This is a genomic window from Virgibacillus oceani (genome assembly GCF_014638995.1).
Classification (GTDB): Bacteria; Bacillota; Bacilli; order Bacillales; family Amphibacillaceae; genus Virgibacillus_E; species Virgibacillus_E oceani.
This window is the reverse complement of the sequence record NZ_BMFR01000001.1, coordinates 137,573-159,919: the sequence shown is the minus strand read 5'-3', so window position 1 is coordinate 159,919 and position 22,347 is coordinate 137,573. Positions and strand designations below refer to the sequence as shown.

Genomic DNA, 22,347 nt, shown 5'->3' with positions numbered 1-22,347 from the left:
GAAACCCCATGCGGAAACTAAGAATTGCAAAAACAAGGGATGAATTCTTTTTATTGGATGAATTGCAAAACAGTAAAAAAAACGTACAATTCGTTTATAAAGGCTGTCTATTTGAAGGGGAAAAATATGTCGGTACTACAGAAGATTCGTTCGAAGTAGTCAATATTCACGTCTATACTCCTGAGCCTGATGATTTGCGCGGAATAACGAGAGATGATCTATACTTTCTGGAAAAAGAGCTTTTAATTCGCTATCCATACGCGAAAATTGAATGGAAACATCCAATAAACAAATTAATACTTACACCAGTTAAGGAATAAATTATTCTGAAATAACCAGCTAATGAAAAGGCTCCACCCGTAAAAGGGTGAGCCTACTGTTGTGCACCTACGTGAAAAAAATCCTGCCATTTAATAATTATTTCCTTTCTTCTTAGTAAATATATAAGCGGAAGTAACGCGATTAAAAAGACGAAGATATATAAAGGGGATAAATTTGAAATCCATTTACCGATTGAAGTATAAACAAATGCTAATGGAATATTGGATAGAAAAGATGATTTAGTGTAATCTTTAAATCCTTCTGAGATCTGAATTAAGCATAATGATAATAAATGAAAGTGAATAAATGGAACAAGTCTTAAGACAGCTATTTGGGATGTTGTAAATTGGGAGTGTTTCCCAATAATTTTTTGTTTCATATTAACCAGTTTGTTAAATGTCTTTGGCATAAAACGAATGATTCCATAAAAGATAATACTGGATAATGTAATGCCAATAATCGAATATACTGTTCCAGCTACTGCCCCAAATAAAATTCCACCAGAAATGCAAATAAACACAACAGGGAGAAAGAATAATGGTCTTAGCAAATGAAAGCTAATAAATAAGATAGGTGCAAATAATCCGCCTGTTTCGATAATCGTCATAAGATAATTACCAAACAGCTCCATAACTAACCCCCTTCAAGATGCGTATTCGTTCTTATAGTACATGTATATGACATAAGACGAGCCTTTATGACACAAAAGAAATATATATCCATAAAACAAGCTGAACAATTATTAATATTGGCATTCCTATCCGAAAGAGCGCGTGTTTTGTTTTATGGCGAAATACTTGCATCCCTAAAAATGATCCAATGCCGCCTCCTAGAATTGCAGTGATCCACAGCGTTTTTTCCGATATACGCCATGCCCGTTTTTTAGCTCTTTGCTTATCTAACCCCATCAATATAAACCCACCAATATTAATGCCAATTATGTACGCTAAAATTATAGTTTCGTCCATTTCTTCTCCCCTGTAAGATTAAAAGGTCAAATCCCTGCAATAATTGGATTTGACCTTTTAATATTCTATCATTTTATTTAAGTGCTGCTTTTGCCTTATCTGCTAATTGTGCAAATGCTTTTTCATCATTGATAGCAAGATCTGACAGCATTTTACGGTTTACTTCAATCCCTGCAACCTTTAAGCCGTGCATTAATTTGCTATATGAAATGTCCTGCATGCGCGCTGCAGCATTAATACGGGTAATCCAAAGTTTGCGGAAATCGCGTTTTTTCTGTCTGCGGTCACGATAAGCATACTGACCTGACTTCATTACCTGTTGTTTAGCTGTCTTAAATAACGTTCTTTTTGAACCATAATAACCTTTTGCTAGTTTTAGTACGCGTTTACGACGTCTGCGCGTAACTGTTCCACCTTTTACACGTGGCATATTAATTCCCTCCTAATACAAATCAAAATCTATATTTTCCATTGATAAATTAATTAGTCTCCTATTATTTAGGAAGCATTGCTTTAATACGTTTGTAATCCCCTGCGGATACCAATGCAGATTTACGTAATTTACGTTTTTGTTTTTGAGATTTATTTGCGAACATATGGCTTGTATAAGCATGTGAGCGTTTCAGTTTTCCAGAACCAGTTCTTTTAAAGCGTTTTTGAGAACCTTTATGGGTTTTCATTTTAGGCATGTTGATTTCCTCCTTGTAAGCATCAATAAATTCTTTAATTATTTTTCGTTTAATGGAGCAAGCATCATAAACATATTACGGCCTTCCATTTTAGCCTTAGACTCAATTGCTGAAATATCTTTCACTTCTTCAGCTAGACGGTCTAAAACTTCCTGACCAAGCTCTTTATGAGTAATTGCACGTCCGCGGAAACGAACCGAAGCTTTTACCTTATCACCTTTTTCAAGGAATTTTCTGGCGTTCTTTAATTTTGTATTAAAATCGTGCTCGCCAATTCCAGGTGTGAAGCGAACTTCCTTCACGTTAATGATTTTTTGTTTCTTACGTGCTTCTTTTTCCTTTTTCTGCTGCTCGTAGCGATATTTACCGTAATCCATAATTCGGCATACTGGTGGTTTCGCATTCGGTGCAACTAAAACTAAATCCAAGTTTCTGGTTTGAGCAATATCCAATGCTTCATTGCGGGATTTTACTCCAAGCTGATCACCATTTGAATCGATAAGACGTACTTCTCTAGCACGAATTTTTTCATTAACATTCATATCTTTGCTAATAGCCAGCCACCTCCAAAATTATTTTCAATAAATTGTTTGCTGATCTGTCATTGACAAGTTTATATTAATCATTAAAAAAGTGTAGGTACAAAGATGCACCCACACGTCTCCAATAGTCTATTAAAGAAGTAAAAAACCAGTCAACTGCATTATGCGTCGATCAGGTGAGAAGCGGGTGCTTCTACTTGTCTCAGATCATTTAGATTTATTCAACTCATATAGAATAACATGTATCTTTTAGACTGTCAACAAGCTTTCTTTTCGCTTATACTAGACAATCTTCCTTTGTATTATATACTTATGAAATAAGTATAAAGAAATGCCCCTTGGGTAGGAAACGTTAATTCCGCAATGTTCTATCCGCAATTTCCTGTGCAATTAACTGTTCAAAGTCTTCATAGGCCAATGTTTCTGATTGCTTTTCACTATATCTTCTTACATTAACAGCATTTTCTTCGATTTCATTATCACCAAGTACTAATGAGAATGGAACTTTTTGTGTCTGTGCTTCACGAATTTTATATCCGATTTTCTCATCACGCTCATCCACTTCAACACGAATACCGCTAAGTCTGAGTTTATCGGCTACATCCTTCGCATAGTCTAAATGTACCTGAGGGGATACTGGAATAACTTTTACTTGAACAGGTGCTAACCATGTTGGAAATGCCCCTTTGTATTCTTCCAATAAAAATGCCACAAAACGTTCCATTGTTGAAACAACACCACGATGAATAATAACAGGTCTATGCTCTTTACCATCCTCACCAATATAGGATAGGTCAAATCGCTCTGCTGCCTGATAATCTATCTGAACAGTTGACAATGTCTCATCCTTTCCTAGTGCTGTTTTTACTTGCACATCCAGCTTAGGACCGTAAAACGCTGCTTCCCCTTCTGCTTCCACATAGTCAACATTCATATCCTCCATTGTTTCCTTCAGCATTGCCTGTGCTTTTTCCCACATTTCATCATTATCAATATATTTCTCTTTATCTTCTGGATCACGATATGAAAGGCGGAAGTAATATTCCTCAATGCCAAAGTCCTTATAAACTTGTTGAACCAATTTTACAACACGGATAAATTCATCTTTTAGTTGATCGGGCCTAGCAAATATATGAGCATCATTTAATGTCATTGCACGAACACGCTGCAGCCCTGCCAAGGCTCCTGACATTTCATATCTATGCATTGTTCCAAGTTCCGCAATACGTACAGGTAGATTGCGATAGCTGTAAAGTTGATTTTTATAAACCATCATATGATGCGGACAGTTCATAGGTCGTAATACTAACTCTTCATTGTCCATTTTCATTCTAGGGAACATATCTTCTTCATAATGGTCTAAATGCCCACTTGTTTTATATAAATCCACACTTCCTAAAACTGGAGTATAGACATGGTTATAGCCTAAGCGTTCTTCCAGATCTACAATGTAACGTTCAATTATACGGCGAATTGTTGCACCTTTTGGCAACCACAATGGAAGACCTTGCCCAACTTTTTGGGAAACAGTAAATATATCCAGTTCTTTACCAAGCTTGCGATGATCACGTTCTTTACGCTCCTCCAAGATGCGTAAGTATTCTTCTACTTGGCTTTGTTTTTCAAATGCAGTTCCATAAATACGCTGCAGCTGCTGATTATTGCTATCTCCACGCCAGTATGCCCCAGAGATACTAAGCAGTTTAAAAGCTTTTAGTTTACTTGTAGAAGGAACATGAATTCCACGGCACAGGTCAAAAAATTCCCCTTGCTTGTAGATAGTTACCTGTTCGTTTTCTGGAATTGCATCTATCAATTCAAGTTTAAGATCATCGCCTATTTCACGGAACATATCCTTGGCTTCTTGACGTGTAACTTCAATACGTTTTATTTCTAAATTTTCATCTACAATCCGCTTCATTTCTTTCTCAATCTTCGGAAGATCTTCAGGTGTTATTGATTGATCCAAATCCATATCGTAATAAAAACCTTCCTCAATAACTGGACCCACACCAAATTTCACATTTTTATATAGGCGTTTAATTGCTTGTGCCATTAAATGTGCTGTTGAATGGCGGACAACTTCAATTCCCTCTTGATTCTTATACGTAATAATCTCAATTTTCCCGCCTACTGTTAGCCCCTCGCGCAGATCTATAAGCTCACCATCCAGCTTTATTGCTAATGCTTGCTTTTTTAAACCTGATGAGATTGTCCCTGCTATCTCTTCTCCTGTAGTTCCTGCTGGGAATTGCTTTTTAGCTCCATCTGGAAATTCTATTGAAATTTCTGCTGCCATTGTGCCTCACTCCTTTTTAAATTAAAAAACGCCCATCCCTCTGCACATTTGCAAAGGGACGAGCGTTGGTCACGTGGTTCCACCCTAATTCCCGTAAATAAATTACGGCTTCATTAATCTTTAACGCAGATGATACGCTGCTATTTACTTCATTTCAATAACAGAGTTCAAAGGGGGTAATCATTTGTTTGTACATGGAAGTTTCCAGCCAATGACTCCCTTCTCTATTTTATACAAATACCAAATGATCGTGTCCTTATCATTACTTCAAATAAAAAATTTGATATAAATCGTATTATAGCTTTAGCTTATGAGAAAATCAAGCCTTTTATTATTTATTTTTTAAATAAAATGGAAATGGAAATTTATGATATGGTTCAAACTCTACTTTCTCCTCAAAAACATTGATAACCGTTAATGTTTTTGGTTCAGAAGGATGATCACCATAAATCTTTATTTTCTTTGGTGCCATCGCAACTAAAGGTGCCAAATTTAATTCATTTTCATCTAATCCAACAATATACAAAGGCTCCTGCTGCATGATCATACGCAACTCCATTTTAGAGAATCGTTTTCCATTGCCTCTAAAAAAGGAAAACGTACTCCCCTGCAATACATGAATAATAGGAAAACCGGATTCTTTTTTTGCTATATAATCACGCAACGTATTAACAAAAGCTTGGTGGTCCTCTTCACGTTTAAACTCGTCAATGGCGAGTCCTACATAATGGATTAGCTGATCCTTAAAGGCTTTTAAGCGGAACTTCACAATTGAATCGTAATGAATTGTAGAAGTGTTTTTGATATTAGCAATAAATAATGATAGTAACAACTGACTCGGATCCTCGTTTTTCCTAACCTGTATGCTGTCATCATCCTCACCGGAAAATATCCAGTTTGTTAAATCCATAATTCGTTCCATTTCATCTGTGTTTGAATAATAGTAGTAATCTTCAATAATGCTTTTTATCATGTCTGTTAATCGATGTAATCTGAATACATCAACCATGGATCGTGCAATTGTTTCCATTGTTTCATTGTCAGGCAAATTATAATCGAGCTGCAGTTTATTCCCCCAATCTTTATCCGTTTTCCAATGCAATTCAATTTGTTTGTTATAACGAAACAAATGCTCACAAAAAGTAATTACTTCCTTGTCAGAACTAAAATATACCTCCAGCAACAAACATCACCCTCACCCAAGACCAAACTGTTACATTATATGGACAAATACATAAAAAAATGTATAAACCCGTAAAACTAGTAACTATATTAATTTTCGGGGTGATATTAAAAACTAACATTATGGTATATACCATAATGTTAGTTTCATTAAATTCCTCGTCTGTTTTCTCCGGTCATTGAAATTTCGTTGCTGACTTGTTTAATCCGCTCAATAATCCGGCCGGCCTTTACGGTTTCGATTCCACCACGATTGGATGTTGACAGCTGGCTTTCAAGTTGTTCCAAACTATAATTTGAAGTAAAGAAAACCGGTAAACGTTCCATCATTCGATACTGTAAAATAGATCCTAATATTTCATCCCGGAACCATGCTGATTGAGATTCTGCACCTATATCATCCAGCATAAGCACATCTGCCTTCTTAAAATAATCTATTTTATCATTTATAGAATCATCTTTAATTGAACCTTTCATTTCTCGAACAAATTCAGGCATATAAATAAGCATAGATGATATGTTCATTTTTTTTAATTGATTTGCGATAGCACCTAAGAAATACGTTTTCCCAACACCAAAAGGTCCATGAAAATAAATCCCCCTTGGAGGCATAGATGAATTTGCTTTGTTCAAGAAGGCAATGGTTTCTCTTATAGCATTCGCTCTATTTTCTGGATCTTGGTCAAATTCATCAACTGATGCTTCGAGGATTTCTTTGGGCATATACAGACTTTGAATTAAACTTTGCTGCTCTTTTTGTTTCTCATATATTACCTTATTATGGCACTTTTCATATATAATATTAATTTCATTATTATCTGTTTTCAAAACGGGGGAGTACCCCTTAATCATATTGACGCATCCATTTAATGACGAGCATTTATCGCATTGTTTCGATTGTGTTTTATATTCATATAATTTAATCAGATTCTTGTCTATTTCTGGTTGTGAAAATTGTGGGTTCAATGAAATAAATTCACGTATCTCGGGGTCTTGGAGAACTTCCTCTTTTATTTTCACATATTTTTCTTTAAAGCTTTCATTACTTTGCATCCACTTTTTTAAAGCAGATTGAATAGGTTCCATGAAATCATCCTTGCAAATGATTATTTTTGTTATTGCTAGTAAATTCACGTAAGAGCTCTGCAATTTCCTCTTTTTCTTTATCTGCATCAATTGTCGTTTTTTTCGGTGTCTCCTGTGGTTTCTTTTTCCGATCTTTAAACCAATCTGGAACAACCTCATTAGAAGAAGGTTTCCGGTAAATTTGCTTATTCGAGGCGGGATTTTTATAGCGGTTTTTTTCCGCTTTTGCAAATGCCATAGCCTCTTTAGCGGTTTTTAAATTAGCTCGCGACCAATGGCTGGCAATTTTATCCATGTAGGCTTTGGAAAGCTTCATATTGGATTGCAGCAGCACGTAATGAATTAAAACATTCATAACTGGTGACGGTAAACCTTGATTTGTCATTACCTCACGGATAACCTTTAAATCCTGCTCTGAAGCCCTATTTCCACTGGATAGATCCTCTAGCAATTGTTTCGGTGAAATAGTTTGCAGTTCATATATTAAATGTTCTTCTTTAGATGTTGGTTTATAATTAGTCTCCCTGTTTGCTAGATTTTGCTGTTTATCGATTAATTTAACAACATCCTGATTATGGTTCGCTTTAAACAGATCATGGCAAGCATTTTTAAATTCATCAGCATCAAGGGTATTCTCTGCTGTCAATGCCCACATTACGGCTTTTTCTATTTCATAAGATGCAAGATCATATAACACCATCATTTGAGTCAACAATTTTTTATTTTCTGCTGTCAAAATATCTTTCTCAGGAATCATACGCTGCTTCAGCATTTGTTTCATCCAGGAAAAATTTAGTGATACAATATCTTTTTCCGTATCAGATTCTATTTGTTCGGCATCTTCGAATTGTGGTTGAAATGTATGAAAAACGTCGCTAAACGAAGCAGTTATATTATTCCCTTTTTGGGTATCGATAGTATGAACATAATTGTTTTTCAGCATTTCAAACTTGTCTTGTCCAACATGGTGGTAAAGTAATTGTGATAGCATAGCATCTTTAAAAAACCCATGAGGTGCAAAAGGACTAATTAATTCATACGTATAAACGTCATTTTTGTCTGTTTTATATTCATACGTCTTTAATAGCCCAATTCCTTCAAGCTTAATTCTTGCTCGGTATATGTCATCTAATGGCAAATTTAAATAATTCATTAATGTATGATGTGTTTGTGGTTCAGACTCTTGTTGCAAATCTAATTCATGCAAAAGAGTTTGGTATAAGGAAATAGCATTTATTCCGATTAACGGCTGGTATAAATGCGTTAACGATTTTGCATAACCTTCTGGCATATATCCTTTTTGCAAAATATAGTACCCGTCAACAGGCAATATGTTCCCTATAAATTTCATTATGCTGACCTTCCCTTTTGTCATATAATACGCTTAATAGTCATTTTTTATCTGAATTGATCAAATCCCTTAGTTCATCCAAAAATACGCTGATGTCCTTGAATTGACGGTAAACCGAAGCAAAACGCACATACGCAACCTCGTCTACCTCAGATAGCCTGTCCATAACCATTTCACCAATTTCGTTACTTTCTATTTCTGATGCTCCTGAATTCCGTAATTCTTTTTCCACATCTAAGGCAATACCTTCAATTTTTTCAATTGGTACGGGTCTCTTTTCACAAGCCTTAATTAATCCGCGGATTAGCTTCTCTCTACTATATTCTTGCCTTGTCCCGTCTTTTTTCACTACAATTAATGGTACCTCTTCAATCCGTTCAAAAGTGGTGAAACGAAAGCCGCATTGTTCACATTCCCGTCTCCTGCGAATGGAGCGCCCCTCTTCAATTGGCCGTGAATCAAGAACTTTTGTGCTTTTATAAGAGCAATTTGAACACCTCATCTAATTCAACCCCAATCATATGCTACATAGTTTTCGTTTCTATCAGCGTAAGTTCTTTGTTAAGCTCCGTATATAACTTTTGAATAAGCCTCGTACTGTATGCAAAATCAAACGGAAGCAATGATTCAGTTGTTACGGAGAAGTCAACGGCAGTCTGATATGGACGAACCATAATAACAGTGGCTACTATGAATGCTTTTTTACCTTTCTCTACATTTACACTTATTTCCCCATGCTCCTTAGACAAAGAATTAAATCTATATTCATGTGAGCCTTTAAAAAATTGTTCCAACGTATTCAGACCTTTATCTTTCGTTGTTTTATAATAGCGTGTTGTCAATGTTGGGTCCCAATGATTTTCACTTGTCTCAGCGTGGTTATTAAAATATTTTGCTGCTTTTTGCCTCAATGACATCGTTACACCCCATTAATTATAATCTCATTTATGTATGTATAATAAAAATATATTACTATATATTTTAACACGTTTTTAGTAATTCGACTAATTAAAAATAGAGTTGATCACTTCCAATTGGAAAATGAATCAACTCTAATCATACGAATTTTATTTATAACACTTGAAATTTATTGACCTTTACTGGCCCCATTCCACGTGGTACCTCAACCTTTTCATAAGTCTTTGCTTCCAGAGAATCAGCAATATATTGCGCAGCTACATTTGGATCAATAATTTCGCCACATGTATATACATCGATGCTCGCATATCCATGTTCCGGAAAACTATGAATTGTCAAATGTGATTCTGAAATGATTACCACTCCACTTACGCCATGCGGTGCAAATTTGTGAAAGGCAACTTCTCGTACTTCTGCCCCTGCTTTTAATGCTGCCTTAACAAATATTCGTTCAATTAAACCCATATCATTAAGTTTATCTATATTGCAATCCCATAATTCAGCAATGACATGCCTGCCTATAGTATCCATTATTTATTCCCCCTCAATACATATTGACTTGAATACTTCTAAATTTACTCCAGCTGCCACGGGGGAAAGTTAGTCCAAAGAGGTCCTAACCCTTTAAGCAGTTGTTATTTTTATTTTTTAGAAGTTCAAAAAGTAGTATAAACCGTTTAGATTATTTTTGCAATATGTTTTTTTTAATAAAAGTAAAAAGGGCTATAGCGTAATGGATGGACCTTGCAATCTTTAAGAAACTTTTACTTTCTGCTGCAAATAACTACCTACATATTTAGCCAAATCAACTACACGGGTAGAATATCCCCACTCATTATCATACCAGGCCAAAACCTTAATCTTACTCTCTCCCATGACAATAGTTGATAGTCCGTCTACAATTGCGGAAAAATCTGTAGTAGTAAAATCTATCGAAACAAGCGGTTCCTCACTATATTCCACAATGCCTTTTAATTCATTACCAGCGGCCATTTTAAATGCTTGATTTACGTCATCCGCTGAAATTGGCTTATTAACATCAACAACCAAGTCAACTAAAGATACGTTTGGGGTAGGTACACGTAATGCCATTCCATGCAATTTACCATTTAAATGCGGCAACACTTCACCTAACGCCTTAGCTGCACCTGTTGATGTCGGAATGATTGATTGTGTACATCCCCTTGCCCTCCGTAAATCCTTATGAGGGTTATCCAGATTTTTCTGGTCATTAGTAAACGCATGGACTGTTGTCATTAATCCATTATCAATTCCAAAATTTTCATCTAAGATTTTTACAACAGGCGCCAAGCAATTTGTTGTACAAGATGCATTTGATATTACATGATCAGTTACTGGATTGTACGAATCTTCGTTTACACCCATTACAATTGTTCGATCCACCTGTTTACCCGGTGCTGTAATCACAACCTTTCTCGCACCAGCTTGAAGATGCAATCCTGCACCTTCTTTACTATTAAATTTCCCTGTTGCCTCTATAACAATATCTATCTCAAGCACATCCCATGGAAGAGTTTGCGGATCCCGTGAATTAACAAGCGAAACAGTCTCTCCATCTATTTCTATTGAATCCTGAAGCGCTTTCACATCGCCATTAAAAATACCATGAACACTATCATATTTAATTAAATGTGCCAATGTTTCTGGAGGATAATTTGCATTGATTGCGACCACCTTTAGTTGATCATCCTTAATCGCTTGGCGAAACACCATTCGTCCTATACGACCAAATCCATTAATAGCAATTCGAGTTTTATTCATTTATGGTCCTCCTATATATGTTATACTCATTGATCTTATTATTATAATTAGTATAACATAATTACAAAAAAAAGTGCTTAAAAAATATGCTTTTATATAAAAATAATAGCTAAAATATTCCATGTTTCCCAGTTCTGCATTCATGTCAGCTTGAACGGCATTAATTAATATGACACTTTTCGGGAGTTTTGTTATCTTATACTTCATTATTTCAGATGAAATGCAATGTAACGACAGTTTCCCTACTTACTAACAGCAACTAAAAAGCACGTATCCATGCACCATTTACGTCGCAATTTTTTTTATTTCTTGCGTATGAAAAACAATTTCTTAGATAACAAAAGAGCACAGGTAAGCCTATGCCCTCAAAGTAAGAAAATATTAAATTACATTCCAATCCTTTAATAACCTCTCTAGCTGTTCATATGAATGATATTTCGTTCCATTATTATCTATTATTGCATCTGCCATTTCTGCCTTTTCACGAACCGGTATTTGAGCTTTAATACGCTTTATTGCTTCATTTTCTGTATATCCATCCCGCTCCATTAAACGTTTTAATTGAACAGCTTCATCAACATAAACAACTAATGTCTTATCAACAAAATGTGTTAATTTACTTTCAAATAGTAGTGGTATATCTAAAACCACACATTTTGCTCCTGACTCTGCATAGGCATCTCGCCGTTTTAGCATTTTTTCACGTACTGCGGGATGAACAATTTCATTTAATTGATTTCGCTTTGCATCGTCTGCAAAGATAATTTCTCCTAGCATCTTACGGTCAATAGACTTATCTTTACGTAAAACTTGTTGACCAAACGTTTTTATTATTTGATCATATGCCTTCTCGCCAGGTGCTACAACCTCTCGTGAAATTTTATCTGCATCAACAACTGGTATGTTATAATCATCAAACATTAACGAAACAGTACTTTTTCCACTTGCGATGCTTCCAGTTAACCCGATTATTAATGCCATACTGCTTGCTCCTCTTAAGGTTTTTGACATATTACACATAGATGCGTTCCGCGCCCGCCAATTTTCATTTTAACAATAGGCTTTCCACAATTTTTACAAGCCTGATTTTCCTGGCCATAAACAAATAGCTCTTGCTGGAACATACCCATTTCACCTTGCCCATTTACATAAGATCTAATCGTTGTACCGCCCTGTGCAACAGCTTCTTTCAATGTCGCTGTTGCTTCTTTTTGAATAGCTTTAACTTCTTTCTTAGTTAACTTACTCGCCTTTTTTAGTGGGTGAACACCAGCTTTAAACAATGTTTCATCAACATATATATTTCCGAGACCGGCAACAATTGTTTGATCAAGCAGTGCAGCTTTGATAACACGATCAGTCTTTTTCAATTTCTCATAAAAATACGCAAAAGAGAAATCTTGTTCAAATGGATCAGGTCCGAGTTGAATTAAAGGTTTTTCCTTTAATTCATCTCCTTTCTTAAATACATGCATCGTTCCAAATTTCCGGACATCATTATAACGCAGCTCTTCTCCGTCCGAGAATGTAAAAGCAACATGTGTATGTTTTTTCATAGGTTCCTTGGATTGGTGAACACTATACTTTCCTTCCATGCGTAAGTGCGATACCAAAACGTAAGCATCTAATTGAAATAAAAGAAATTTCCCCTTACGTGTAATATCTTGAATTGTTTGACCATGCAGTATGTGCTTAAACTGTTCAATATCATCCGGCATCTTAACAATGTTCGGCCAAAAAACCTCTACATTTTCGATTGTTTTCTCCAAAACGAATTGTTTTAAGGTATTTTTAATTGTTTCAACTTCTGGTAATTCTGGCATGTCACGTATTCTCCTTATTTCCTGTCACAATGTGTTTTATAATTACTTCGCATCGAACCAGCTTTCGCCATATTCGTAATCGACCTTGAGCGGTACACTGAGTTTAACGGTGTTTTCCATAACCGCAGGAACTATTTCTTTCAGTTTTTCAATTTCGTTTTTCGGTGCTTCAAGAATAAGTTCATCATGTACTTGAAGAAGCATTCTAGCTTCTAGTTTCTCTTCGATTAATTTCTCATGCAGATCGATCATCGCTTTTTTAATAATATCAGCTGCACTGCCTTGAATTGGAGTGTTCATGGCTGTACGCTCCGCAAAGCTTCTCTTGTTAAAATTTCTGCTAGTAATATCTGGCAGATATCTTCTGCGCTTCATTAAAGTGGTTACATAGCCTTTGTGCTTTGCTTCCTGAATTATCTCATCCATATATGTTTTGACTCCTGGATAACTATCCAAATACCTGTCAATAAACTTCTTTGCTTCTTTTCGGGTAATTTTCAAACTTTGGGATAGACCATAATCACTAATTCCATAAACGATTCCAAAATTAACAGCCTTAGCTTGACGCCGCATATTGCCAGTAATTTCATCTTCTCCAACATGAAAAACTTCCATTGCAGTACGCGTATGGATATCCATATCGTTTTGAAATGCCTCAATTAATTTCTCGTCCTCTGCTATATGTGCCAACACCCGCAGTTCAATTTGCGAATAATCGGCAGCAAACATGATCCATTCCTTAATAGCCGGTACAAATGCTTGGCGAATTTTTCTTCCTTCCTCCAAGCGAATTGGAATATTTTGTAAGTTGGGGTCGATTGAACTCAATCGGCCAGTTTGTGTAAGTGCTTGATTAAATCTTGTATGAATTTTGCTTGAATTTTTATTAACAACTTTTAATAGTCCTTCAATATAAGTTGATTGAAGTTTCCCCAGCTGCCTGTATAATAGCAGTTTTGGAATTATTTCATGTTCATTCTGTAATTGCTCCAATACATCAGCAGCTGTCGAATAACCAGTCTTTGTTTTCTTTATTACAGGTAAATCCAGTTTTTCAAAAAGAATAGGTCCAAGCTGTTTAGGAGAATTTATATTAAATTTTTCACCTGCCAGATCATAGATATCTGTTTCAATTTCGTCCAATCGCTGTTTTAGTTCTACTCCCATTTCCTCTAATCGCTTGACATCAACTAAAACACCAGTATGTTCCATTTCGCCAAGAATAAGTGCAAGCGGCATTTCCAGCTCTTTGTAAAGCTCGTACTGCTCGTTTTCTTTTAACTTTGATTCCATATCTTCTTTCATTGCATATAAAAGGCTTGTCTTTCTCGCAATGTGCTCAGCTAAAGCATTTTGCTCTGGAACTTTTATTTTGGCACCTTTCCCAAATACTTCCTCATCAAACAAAACATCCTTGTTACCCATACGATGAGCAATTGCTGGTATATCATGATGGTTCTCAGAAGGGTCAAGTAAATAGGAGGCAAGCAGCATATCAAAGGTTATGCCTTTAATTTCAATTTTTTGTCTTAATAATGCAACCAATGTTTTTTTCGCATCAAAAACATATTTTTTCTTGCGCGAGTCCATAGCCCATTCACGAAATACATGTGATTTAATTGCAACTTCGGTGGGGATAAAATATGCATTATTCTTATTTGCAATTCCAAAGCCCTCAATTGGAGCTTGATGATAGCTATCGCTCAGCATTTCGACCACTAACGATTCCTCACCCGTAAAGATATCTGGTGTTAGTTCATGCAAAATTGAAAAGTCAATTTCATTTAACGATGCGTTTTGTTCGACATCTTCACTAGATTCACCAGTTATCCTGCTTAACAAAGACTGAAAACCTAAATCCTTGAATATACTGCTAACCTTGTTCTGTTCGTATCCCTTATAGACGATGTTTTCAGGTGTAATCTCAATCGGTGATTTACGATTTATCGTCACAAGTTCTTTACTCATAAAAGCTTCTTGTTTGTGATTTGTAAGATTTTCTTTTAGTTTTTTACCACTTATTTCATCAATATGTTTATATACTTCCTCTACCGTATGATATTGCTTGATCAATTTCGTAGCTGTCTTTTGTCCAACCCCTGGTACTCCTGGAATATTGTCCGAGCTATCACCCATTAATGCCTTTAAATCGATAATCTGTTCGGGTGTAATTTCCATCTTTTCTACCATATAATCTGGCGTATAGGCTTCAACATCACTAATTCCTTTTTTCGTTAATTTTACGGTCACATTTTCCGAGGCAAGCTGTAATAAATCCTTATCACCCGATATAACAGTAACATCCCAATTTTCATCATTGCCTTTTGCAGCAAATGTACCAATGATGTCATCCGCTTCATATTGGTCCAATTGGTAATGGGATATATGAAAGGCATCTAGCAATTCTTTTAAAATTGGAAACTGCTCAGATAGCTCCGGTGGTGTTTTCTGACGACCGCCTTTATATTCTTTATAGGTCTGGTGACGAAATGTCGTTTTCCCCGCATCAAAAGCTACTAACATATGGGTAGGCTTTTCATCCTCTAAAATCCTCAAAAGCATTGTCGTGAACCCATAAACTGCATTAGTGTATACACCTTTATCATTATTTAATAAAGGTAAAGCAAAAAAAGCACGGTAAATAATACTATTTCCATCAATTAAGACTAATTTTTTTGACACGTTATGCCTCCTCTATTAAAAAGCTTTTTTATATAGTTAGGTAGTTATCTTATTTTATCATTATCAGTAGGTAAAAGAAAAAAATAATAGCAGAATTACATGTATTATATCAATTTCAGACTTCACCCTAAAAAAGGTCAACACCATTACCTGATAAAAAAACAAGTAATGAAGCCGACCTAGTCTAATGTTTTGGAAAATATACATGAAAGGCTGTCCCTTTATTTAACTCACTTTCTACAGTAATTGTACCGTTATGCACTTCTATAATATGTTTTACAATAGCCAGACCTAAACCTGTCCCCCCAGTATTTCTGCTTCTTGCTTTATCAACCCGGTAAAAACGTTCAAAAATACGGGGAATTGCATCTTCCGGTATACCAATTCCGGTGTCCTCTACAGATAACTGTATATAATCATCAGTTTCTTTCACCAACAATGTTACTTCTCCATTTTCAGGTGTGTAGCTTATGGCATTCGCTAATATATTTATGAACACTTGTTTTAATCGTTCTACATCAGCTTTAATCATTAATCCTGGTTCCTGGCTAACTGTTAAATGAATATGTTTCTTATCTGCTTGGTGCTTCATTAATGGCATAATATCGGAAAGTACCTCGTCTATAGTTATTTCAGAAACGTTTAATCTGAACTCATCTTTTTCCAATCTGGACAAAGTTAACAAATCTTCTATTAACAATTGCAGGCGATTGCTTTCTTCATAAATGATTTTTAAAAATCTTTCATTTGCCCGTTCATCGTGCATAGCACCATCCAACAGCGTTTCTGCAAATCCTTTAATCGATGTTATTGGGGTTTTCAACTCATGGGATACGTTTGCAACGAAATCCTTCCTCATGATTTCAAGCTTTTTTAATTCCGTAATGTCGTAAAATACTAGTACTGCACCTTTGAGTATTTTTCTCTCATTGAATATGGGTGCACCAACAATTTCAATATATTTTTTATCAAGACCGATCAATTGGGTAAATGACTCTTTCACATTTTCTTCATATAGAAAAGTTTGTTGAACTGTACGGTGAATTTGTTCATTATTTAAAACATCGTAATAAAGATATCCGATATAATCCTTGGCAGTATTACCAAAAATAGAAATAAATTTGCGGTTAACTAAATGAATATATCCCTTTTCATCCAGTAATACAAGTCCGCTTTGTGTATTATCAATTACTGTCGTCAATTGTTTTTCCTGCATTTGTTCTTGTATGGATAGTTCACTTAAATTTCGTGCTAAAATGTTTATCTTTCTGTTTAATTCACCCACACTGCCAACAGCTGGATGATGAATCCTAGCGCGATAATTCCCTTTTACAAGTTCATCAACCGTTTTTGTGGCTATTTTTACCGGATTCATATATTTGTCAAAAACATGCAGCATGATAAGTACTAATATAATGAATTCCACAAATAAGATTGAAAATAGAATTATGTACTCAGTTGTTATAAGGCTCAGGACACACCCGGTTACAATTACTAATAGAAAAATGCCAATAATATAAGAGATAAGCGGTTTATAAAATAAGGATCGCATTATGTTGGCTCCTCCATTTTGTAACCAAGTCCCCGTATAGTTTTAATATATATTGGACGCTTTGTATCAGGCTCAATCTTTTCCCGTAAATGACTGACATGTACATCAACAATTCTAGTGTCGCCAACAAAATCATAATTCCAAACAGCACTTAGCAGCTGATCTCTCGATAAAACCTTCCCTTTATGATTCGCAAGATAATATAGTAGCTCAAACTCTTTTCTAGTAAATGTTAACGTTTCATCATTCATTTCTGCCTCGTAACGTTCCGGAAAAATAGTAAGGTTTGCAATCTGAATAAAGGATTGATTTGGATCTTTTGCTTTTTCAGAACGTCGTAATATGGCCTTAATCCTAGCAACAACCTCTTTTGGGCTAAATGGTTTCGTTAAATAATCATCTGCCCCTAATTCCAACCCCAGAATTTTATCAAACTCATCATCTTTTGCGGTTAACATTAAGATAGGGGTTTCAATTTTGTTCCTTCTCAATTGCTTACAAACTTCCATTCCATCCAATTCAGGCAGCATTAAATCGAGTACAATAAGATCATATGCGTTTTTTTCCGCCTTATTAATCGCCTCTAGCCCGTTATAGGCAACGTCCGTTTCAAATCCCGCTTGTTCAACGTTAAATTTTAATAATGTAACAATAGATATTTCATCATCGACAATAAGAATTTTTTTCTTCATCGCAGGTCCCCATTTCTAAGTACATTATAATATGTTTATCTTACAATGAAGATGTAGTTATGTGAATAGGTTGAAACGTAAAGAAATATTTACAATTGAGGGAAAGCAGAAATTCACAAATGCCTTAGAAAAAATTCTCCAATGAACTTGCAGTAATTGATTCCGGCTCATATGCGGGACATACCAGAAGCTTTCCATTTATTACTTCGTCTCCTTCTGCATCAAACCCTAACACCGATAAAGTAACTTGATAATTATTGATATCAATTGCAATTATTTCTATCATAAATTTCACTTCTGAGTTATGATTCACAGGCTTCTTGAACCTCATCTCGTGTTGAACAATATGACTGCCCGGGCCGGGTAAATGCATGGAAACCAATGAAGAAACCATCCCAAACAGCATAACGGATGGGACAATTGGCCGTTTGTAAGGCGTTTGCGAGGCGTAATCATGTTGAATGTATAATGGATTAGCATCATTTGTTAATCCTAAATATAATAATAAATCCCTATCTTCAATAATATGTGACGCTGTATATGAGTCCCCTATCTGTAAATCACCAATTTTTTTGCCAAGCTTTCTCTTTTTATCAATCAACTTACTCACCTCCATTAACGTGTAAGCGCTTTCTATTATATCAAAGAACGATAACTTAATCTAATACAATTTTTTAATAAGGTAATTTTTGTATGTTTTAATACTTTTAACCTTGTAGTTTCCGTAAACTGCGACGTAGATTAGTTAATAATTATGTCTAGTTTTCGCTTGCCGTCCGGGATCGCTCCGGACTGGTAAAGAGTGGTATGATTTGATATCGACTTTAGATAGTGGTAATAATGTAATGCCATTAACACTGGTGTTTTACTTAATAAAATTGTGATTGTATTTCCTTTAAAGACAGGCTGTTGGAAAGGAAAAAGCTATCCCTATAATTTGGGATAGCTTTTTCATACTTATTCTAATACTTTTAGTACATTTTTAACAGATTCTGCTGATTTATCTAATGCTGCTTTTTCCTCATCTGTAAGATCCAGCTCAATAATTTCTTCAATACCTTTACCACCTAGTACTACGGGTACACCTAGATAAATATCAGAGTAGCCATATTCTCCTTCTAGATATGCAATTGCCGGGAGAACACGACGTTGATCCTTAAGTATTGCTTCTGCCATTACTGTTAATGATGCTGCAGGGGCATAGTATGCACTTCCATTACCTAAAAGACCAACAATTTCGCCGCCTCCAGTACGGGTCCGTGCAACAATCGCATCCAAACGATCCTTGGAAATCAGCTTTTCCAGTGGAATTCCTCCCGCGTATGAATAACGTATTAACGGCACCATATCATCTCCATGTCCACCCAGAACAAATCCAGTAACATCTTTCACAGATAGGTTAAGTTCTTGTGCAACAAATGTGCGGAATCGTGCAGTATCCAACACACCCGATTGTCCAATTACGCGTTCTTTTGGAAATCCGGATTCTTTAAATGCGGTATATGTCATGGCGTCTACTGGATTTGAAAGTACCACAATATAACTCTCTGGTGCATAGTTAGCAATTTCTTTAGCAACAGATTTCATGATTTTAGCGTTGGTATTTACTAAATCATCACGACTCATTCCAGGTTTGCGGGCAATCCCAGCAGTAATTATTACTAGATCGGAATCCTTTGTTTCTTCATAATTAGCTGTTCCAATAATGCTTGCATCAAAGCCTTGAACAGGACTTGCTTCTAGCATATCCAGCGCTTTTCCTTTAGTTGGATCTTCCATATTTGGAATATCTACCAACACAACGTCCCCAAGCTCTTTTTGTGCAAGCATTAACGCAGTAGTAGCCCCCGTAAAACCTGAACCGATCACAGAAATTTTGTTACGTTTTAAAGTCATGCTAATCCCCTTCCCAGGCTTTTAATCCATATTTTTGATTAGTTCATTACCAAATTCAGAGCATTTAACTTCTGCAGCACCGTCCATAAGACGTGCAAAATCATACGTAACTACTTTAGATGCAATAGTTTTGTCCATTGCTTTTGTAATTAAATCCGCAGCTTCTCTCCATTCCAAATGCTCTAGCATTAATACTGCTGAGAGAATTACGGAAGATGGATTTACTTTATCCAGACCAGCATATTTAGGTGCAGTACCGTGTGTAGCTTCAAAAATTGCATGACCTGTATCATAGTTAATGTTTGCTCCCGGTGCAATACCAATACCACCAACTTGTGCAGCAAGTGCATCAGAAATATAGTCACCGTTTAAGTTCATTGTTGCAACAACATCAAATTCGTTTGGGCGAGTTAGAATTTGTTGCAGGAAAATATCAGCAATAGAATCTTTCACGATGATCTTTCCAGCTTTAACAGCTTCGTCTTGTACCTTGTTTGCTGCATCTTTACCGTCTTTCTCTACAATTCGGTCATATTCTGCCCATGTAAATACTTTGTCACCAAACTCTTGCTCTGCAACTTCATAACCCCATGCTTTAAAAGCACCTTCTGTAAATTTCATGATGTTACCTTTATGAACAAGTGTTACGCTCTTGCGTCCTTCATTAATTGCATATTGGATGGCAGCACGAACAATTCGTTTTGTTCCTTCCTCTGAAACTGGTTTAATACCAATACCAGAAGTTTCAGGGAAGCGGATTTTATGTACATCCATTTCGTTTTCAAGGAACTCGATTACTTTTTTCACTTCTGGAGTACCCTTTTGCCATTCTATTCCTGCATAAATATCCTCTGTATTTTCACGGAAAATTACCATGTCTACATCTTCCGGGCGCTTTACTGGCGATGGTACACCATTAAAGTAACGAACAGGGCGCAAACATGTGAATAAATCCAATTCTTGACGCAATGCTACGTTTAATGAACGAATCCCGCCGCCGATTGGAGTAGTAAGGGGACCTTTAATAGCAATCTTATATTCATCAATTGTTTTAAGAGTTTCATTTGGCAGCCATTCACCAGTTCTATCAAATGCTTTTTGACCAGCATATACTTCAGTCCATTCGATGGCTTTTGTACCATTATATGCCTTTTCAACTGCAGCCTCGATTACTTTACGTGCGGCTGCCCAAATATCTGGACCTGTTCCATCTCCTTCGATAAACGGAACAATTGGATGATCTGGTACATTCATTTTCCCATTTTCTACTGTAATTTTTTCTCCTTGTGCCATAAAAATTACCTCCTAATCATTTCATACAACTATAGTTTAACATAATAATAAACGTGATAATAGCCGGTTATACACCGGCTATAAAAAATACATCCAGTTCTATCTTAAATGCCATTCCTAATCATTATCCGCGGTTTTCAATTGCTGCATAATCCTGAGTATTTGGTCCAATATATTCTGCACGCGGCCGAATTAATCGGTTATTATCATACTGTTCTAAAATATGTGCTAACCAGCCAGAAACACGGCTTGTTGCAAAAATTGGTGTAAACAAATCATGATCAATTCCCAAACTATGATAGACAGATGCTGAATAGAAATCAACATTCGCTGGAAGACCTTTATTTTCCTTAATATATTCTTCAATTTTTACTGACATGTTGAACCATTTAGGCTGACCTGTGATTTTTGTTAACTCTTCTGACATGCGTTTTAAATGTTTTGCGCGCGGATCTCCATTACGATAAACACGATGCCCCATACCCATAATTTTCTCTTTGTTTTCAAGTTTTTCTTTAATATATGGAATTGCATTTTCCTCTTCGCCAATCTCTGTCAGCATTTTCATTACACGTTCATTAGCCCCTCCGTGCAATGGACCTTTCAAAGCGCCAATTGCTGCAGTTACCCCTGAATAAATATCAGACAATGTAGCAACACAAACGCGTGCAGTAAATGTTGAAGCATTTAATTCATGATCTGCATGCAGCACTAATGCTTTATTAATTGCTTCTACCTCAATGTCTTTTGCTTCTTTACCATTAAGCATATAAAGGAAATTAGCAGCATAACCCAATTCTTTCTTCGGTTGGACCGGGTCTTTCCCTTTGCGAATACGTGCAAACGCAGTAACAATTGTAGCGATTTTGGCTTGTAAACGAACTGCTTTCCGCTTATTAGCATCCGGCTCCATTACGTCTGCTTCCTCATCATATAACCCTAAAAGAGATACAGCAGTTCTGAGTGCAGCCATTGGATGGACTGTGGATAAATCATATGAACGTAAATGATCGATAACTGCGTCTGGAAGTTTCATGTTTTCAGCGAGTTCTGCTTTAAATGCATCTAATTCTGTTTTTGCAGGAAGCTTTTGATTCCATAATAAATAAATTACTTCCTCAAAGCTTGAATTTTCCGCTAGATCATCAATTTTATAACCAACATATGTAAGTTGATCGTCGATAATAGAACTAATTGACGATTGAGTTGCTACAACCCCTTCAAGACCTTTAGTTGTTGTCATAACAAACCCTCTCCTTTTCTATAATTTG

Annotated in this window: 23 protein-coding genes and 2 other annotated features; of the genes, 1 reads left to right on the top strand and 22 read right to left on the bottom strand. The window is 35.9% G+C overall.

Features of this window, described 5'->3' with window-relative positions; all coding sequences use genetic code 11:
• Positions 1-8 precede the first annotated feature (8 nt).
• Positions 9-320, top strand: coding sequence for a sigma-w pathway protein ysdB (locus IEV74_RS00825; protein WP_308418959.1), 312 nt, complete (start codon positions 9-11; stop codon positions 318-320).
• A 53-nt stretch (positions 321-373) separates the two neighbouring features.
• Here the strand turns inward: IEV74_RS00825 and IEV74_RS00820 are convergent, their stop codons facing one another.
• The 22 genes from IEV74_RS00820 to citZ all read right to left on the bottom strand — a co-directional run bounded on the left by IEV74_RS00820 (position 374) and on the right by citZ (position 22,319).
• Positions 374-952, bottom strand: coding sequence for a TVP38/TMEM64 family protein (locus tag IEV74_RS00820; RefSeq protein ID WP_188453450.1), 579 nt, complete (start codon positions 950-952; stop codon positions 374-376).
• A 64-nt stretch (positions 953-1,016) separates the two neighbouring features.
• The gene (locus IEV74_RS00815) at positions 1,017-1,289 is read right to left on the bottom strand and encodes a DUF1294 domain-containing protein (protein ID WP_188453449.1); all 273 of its coding nucleotides are present in this window, start codon (positions 1,287-1,289) and stop codon (positions 1,017-1,019) included.
• A 73-nt stretch (positions 1,290-1,362) separates the two neighbouring features.
• A complete protein-coding gene (rplT, locus tag IEV74_RS00810) occupies positions 1,363-1,719 on the bottom strand; it encodes a 50S ribosomal protein L20 (RefSeq protein WP_099158723.1) in 357 nt (118 codons plus the stop codon).
• A gap of 64 nt (positions 1,720-1,783) precedes the next feature.
• On the bottom strand, positions 1,784-1,978 hold the full coding sequence (gene rpmI, locus IEV74_RS00805) for a 50S ribosomal protein L35 (protein WP_188453448.1): 195 nt from the start codon (positions 1,976-1,978) through the stop codon (positions 1,784-1,786).
• A 38-nt stretch (positions 1,979-2,016) separates the two neighbouring features.
• Entirely contained in the window at positions 2,017-2,520 is a 504-nt protein-coding gene (gene infC / locus IEV74_RS00800; RefSeq protein ID WP_188453447.1) for a translation initiation factor IF-3, read from the bottom strand.
• A 79-nt stretch (positions 2,521-2,599) separates the two neighbouring features.
• Positions 2,600-2,725 (bottom strand) — a sequence feature (ribosomal protein L20 leader region).
• Positions 2,726-2,872: 147 nt separating this feature from the next.
• A complete protein-coding gene (thrS, locus tag IEV74_RS00795; RefSeq protein ID WP_188453446.1) occupies positions 2,873-4,819 on the bottom strand; it encodes a threonine--tRNA ligase in 1,947 nt (648 codons plus the stop codon).
• A 51-nt stretch (positions 4,820-4,870) separates the two neighbouring features.
• Positions 4,871-5,091: a binding site (T-box leader), on the bottom strand.
• A gap of 59 nt (positions 5,092-5,150) precedes the next feature.
• Complete coding sequence (gene ytxC / locus IEV74_RS00790) at positions 5,151-6,002, bottom strand: putative sporulation protein YtxC (protein ID WP_188453445.1); 852 nt, start codon at positions 6,000-6,002, stop codon at positions 5,151-5,153.
• A 149-nt stretch (positions 6,003-6,151) separates the two neighbouring features.
• The gene (gene dnaI / locus IEV74_RS00785; RefSeq protein WP_188453945.1) at positions 6,152-7,087 is read right to left on the bottom strand and encodes a primosomal protein DnaI; all 936 of its coding nucleotides are present in this window, start codon (positions 7,085-7,087) and stop codon (positions 6,152-6,154) included.
• A 4-nt stretch (positions 7,088-7,091) separates the two neighbouring features.
• Positions 7,092-8,438 (bottom strand): replication initiation and membrane attachment family protein, encoded by a 1,347-nt coding sequence (locus IEV74_RS00780; RefSeq protein ID WP_188453444.1) that lies wholly within the window; start codon positions 8,436-8,438, stop codon positions 7,092-7,094.
• Between the two features lie 40 nt (positions 8,439-8,478).
• Positions 8,479-8,940 carry a transcriptional regulator NrdR gene (gene nrdR, locus IEV74_RS00775; protein ID WP_188453443.1) on the bottom strand — a complete coding sequence of 154 codons (462 nt, stop codon included), beginning with the start codon at positions 8,938-8,940 and terminating at the stop codon, positions 8,479-8,481.
• Between the two features lie 22 nt (positions 8,941-8,962).
• Complete coding sequence (locus tag IEV74_RS00770; RefSeq protein ID WP_188453442.1) at positions 8,963-9,355, bottom strand: cytosolic protein; 393 nt, start codon at positions 9,353-9,355, stop codon at positions 8,963-8,965.
• Positions 9,356-9,509: 154 nt separating this feature from the next.
• Positions 9,510-9,887 carry an adenosylmethionine decarboxylase gene (gene speD / locus IEV74_RS00765; protein WP_188453441.1) on the bottom strand — a complete coding sequence of 126 codons (378 nt, stop codon included), beginning with the start codon at positions 9,885-9,887 and terminating at the stop codon, positions 9,510-9,512.
• 222 nt (positions 9,888-10,109) lie between these two features.
• On the bottom strand, positions 10,110-11,138 hold the full coding sequence (locus tag IEV74_RS00760; protein WP_188453440.1) for a glyceraldehyde-3-phosphate dehydrogenase: 1,029 nt from the start codon (positions 11,136-11,138) through the stop codon (positions 10,110-10,112).
• Positions 11,139-11,519: 381 nt separating this feature from the next.
• Positions 11,520-12,119, bottom strand: coding sequence for a dephospho-CoA kinase (coaE, locus tag IEV74_RS00755; RefSeq protein WP_188453439.1), 600 nt, complete (start codon positions 12,117-12,119; stop codon positions 11,520-11,522).
• Between the two features lie 14 nt (positions 12,120-12,133).
• Complete coding sequence (gene mutM / locus IEV74_RS00750) at positions 12,134-12,961, bottom strand: DNA-formamidopyrimidine glycosylase (RefSeq protein ID WP_188453438.1); 828 nt, start codon at positions 12,959-12,961, stop codon at positions 12,134-12,136.
• A 42-nt stretch (positions 12,962-13,003) separates the two neighbouring features.
• Complete coding sequence (gene polA, locus IEV74_RS00745; RefSeq protein WP_188453437.1) at positions 13,004-15,643, bottom strand: DNA polymerase I; 2,640 nt, start codon at positions 15,641-15,643, stop codon at positions 13,004-13,006.
• Between the two features lie 184 nt (positions 15,644-15,827).
• On the bottom strand, positions 15,828-17,195 hold the full coding sequence (gene pnpS / locus IEV74_RS00740) for a two-component system histidine kinase PnpS (protein WP_188453436.1): 1,368 nt from the start codon (positions 17,193-17,195) through the stop codon (positions 15,828-15,830).
• Entirely contained in the window at positions 17,195-17,887 is a 693-nt protein-coding gene (locus IEV74_RS00735) for a response regulator transcription factor (protein ID WP_188453435.1), read from the bottom strand. Before IEV74_RS00735 ends, pnpS begins: the two co-directional genes overlap by 1 nt.
• Positions 17,888-18,011: 124 nt before the next feature.
• Complete coding sequence (locus IEV74_RS00730) at positions 18,012-18,488, bottom strand: MaoC/PaaZ C-terminal domain-containing protein (protein WP_229683030.1); 477 nt, start codon at positions 18,486-18,488, stop codon at positions 18,012-18,014.
• A gap of 356 nt (positions 18,489-18,844) precedes the next feature.
• On the bottom strand, positions 18,845-19,783 hold the full coding sequence (gene mdh, locus IEV74_RS00725) for a malate dehydrogenase (RefSeq protein ID WP_188453433.1): 939 nt from the start codon (positions 19,781-19,783) through the stop codon (positions 18,845-18,847).
• A 21-nt stretch (positions 19,784-19,804) separates the two neighbouring features.
• On the bottom strand, positions 19,805-21,076 hold the full coding sequence (gene icd, locus IEV74_RS00720) for an NADP-dependent isocitrate dehydrogenase (protein WP_188453432.1): 1,272 nt from the start codon (positions 21,074-21,076) through the stop codon (positions 19,805-19,807).
• Positions 21,077-21,200: 124 nt separating this feature from the next.
• Positions 21,201-22,319, bottom strand: coding sequence for a citrate synthase (gene citZ / locus IEV74_RS00715; protein WP_188453431.1), 1,119 nt, complete (start codon positions 22,317-22,319; stop codon positions 21,201-21,203).
• Positions 22,320-22,347 lie beyond the last annotated feature (28 nt).